The organism is Mesorhizobium sp. M7A.F.Ca.CA.002.09.1.1, assembly GCF_003998555.1.
Lineage (GTDB): Bacteria > Pseudomonadota > Alphaproteobacteria > Rhizobiales > Rhizobiaceae > Mesorhizobium > Mesorhizobium ciceri.
Map to the genome: position 1 here is coordinate 1 of NZ_RZRR01000916.1, position 2,185 is coordinate 2,185.

Annotated in this window: 1 protein-coding gene and 1 pseudogene; one reads left to right on the top strand and one right to left on the bottom strand. The window is 65.2% G+C overall.

The window, feature by feature from the left end:
- Positions 1 to 1,957, top strand: a 1,957-nt coding sequence (locus EN994_RS28280; protein ID WP_164746278.1) for an NADP-dependent malic enzyme, incomplete at its 5' end; no start/stop codon positions are given.
- Positions 1,958 to 1,990: 33 nt separating this feature from the next.
- Here the strand turns inward: EN994_RS28280 and EN994_RS28285 are convergent.
- Positions 1,991 to 2,185: pseudogene (locus EN994_RS28285) on the bottom strand (antitoxin Xre/MbcA/ParS toxin-binding domain-containing protein); the annotation flags it as partial.

The following is a 2,185-nucleotide window of genomic DNA, read 5'->3' on the forward strand; positions in this document are numbered from 1 at the left end:
CTTCGCCGATGTCGATTCCATCGACCTCGAGGTCGACACCGAGGACGCCGACGAGTTCATCAACTGCGTGCGTTTCCTCGGGCCCTCCTTCGGCGGCATCAATCTCGAGGACATCAAGGCGCCGGAATGCTTCATCATCGAGCAGCGGCTGCGCGAATTGATGGACATCCCGGTCTTCCATGACGACCAGCACGGCACCGCGATCATCTCCGCCGCCGGCCTGATCAACGCGCTGGAGATCACCGGCCGTGACATGAAGACCACGAAAATGGTCTGCAACGGCGCCGGCGCCGCCGGCATCGCCTGCATCGAGCTGATGAAGGCGATGGGCTTTTCGCCGGAAAACATCATCCTATGCGACACCAAGGGCGTGGTTTTCCAGGGCCGCACCGAAGGCATGAACCAGTGGAAGTCGGCGCATGCGGTGAAGACCGAGGCGCGCAGCCTCGCCGAGGCGCTCGACGGCGCCGACGTCTTCCTCGGCCTCTCCGCCAAGGGCGCGCTGACCACCGCCATGGTGCAGTCGATGGCCAAGAACCCGATCATCTTCGCCATGGCCAATCCCGATCCGGAAATCACGCCGGAGGAAGTGGCCGAGATCCGCACCGACGCCATCATGGCCACCGGCCGTTCGGACTATCCGAACCAGGTCAACAACGTGCTCGGCTTCCCCTATATCTTCCGCGGCGCGCTGGATGTCAGGGCAACCACCATCAATGACGACATGAAGATCGCCGCCGCCCAGGCGCTGGCGGCACTGGCGCGCCAGGACGTGCCCGACGACGTCGCCGCCGCCTATCAGGGTAATCGGCCGAAATTCGGCCCCAACTACATCATCCCGGTGCCGTTCGACCCGCGCCTGATCTCGGCCATTCCGATTGCGGTCGCCAAGGCGGCGATGGATTCAGGCGTCGCCCGCAAGCCGATCCTTGACCTCGACCGTTACGCGCAGGAACTGTCGGCCCGCCGCGACCCGATCGCCTCGACCCTGCAGCGCATCTACGACCGCGTGCGCCGCCAGCCCAAGCGCATCGTCTTCGCCGAGGGCGAGGAGGAACAGGTCATGCGCGCCGCCGTCTCCTATGTGAACCAGAAGCTCGGCACCGCCATCCTGCTCGGCCGCGACGACGTCATCAAGGAAAACGCCAAGCACGCCGGCATCGATCTCAACAAGCAAGGCATCGAGATCATCAATGCAAGGCTGTCGCGCCGCAACGGCATCTACACCGACTACCTCTACGAGCGCATGCAGCGCAAAGGCTTCCTGTTTCGCGACTGCCAGCGGCTGATCAACAACGATCGCAACCACTTTGCCGCCTGCATGGTGGCGCTGGGTGACGCCGACGGCATCGTCACCGGCGTCACCCGCAACTATTCGACCGCGCTCGACGACATCCGCCGCGTCATCGATGCCAAGCCCGGCCACCGCGTCATCGGCGTCTCGATCGTGCTGGCGCGGGGCAAGACCGTGCTGGTCGCCGACACCGCCGTGCACGATATGCCGAACGCCGAGCAGATCGCCGACATCGCCGAGGAGGCGGCAGGCTTTGCCCGCCGCATGGGTTATGAGCCGAGGCTCGCCATGCTCGCCTATTCCACCTTTGGCCATCCGCAGGGCGAACGCTCCGAGCGCGTCCAGGAAGCCGTGCGCATCCTCGACAAGCGCCGCGTCGATTTCGAATATGACGGCGAAATGGCCGCCGACGTCGCCCTCAACGCCCGCGCCATGGCGCAATATCCGTTCATCCGCCTGACCGGCCCGGCCAATGTGCTGATCATGCCGGCGTTCCACTCGGCCTCGATTTCGACCAAGATGTTGCAGGAACTCGGCGGCTCGACGGTGATCGGGCCGCTGCTGGTCGGCCTGAACAAGCCGGTTCAGATCGTGTCGCTGAATGCCAAGGACAGCGATATCGTCAACATGGCGGCGATCGCGGCGTACACGGCGGGGACTTGAGGGGCTGGCCTCAGCGGTGAGTCCGCGAGGCGTTCAGCCCGGCGCGAATACGCGCGCGGCCTCGACGACCTCGTCCACCTGATCCTGCCGCAGCAAGTCGATCGGGACGCGGCCGTCGAGCTGCGCCGAGGGCCGCGTCAGCCACAGCCATGCGAGCCTCGGATTGGTGATCAGGGATAGCACGTCGCGAATGCCTGCAACCGGCCGGCCGTCGACGAACTGCGCCAG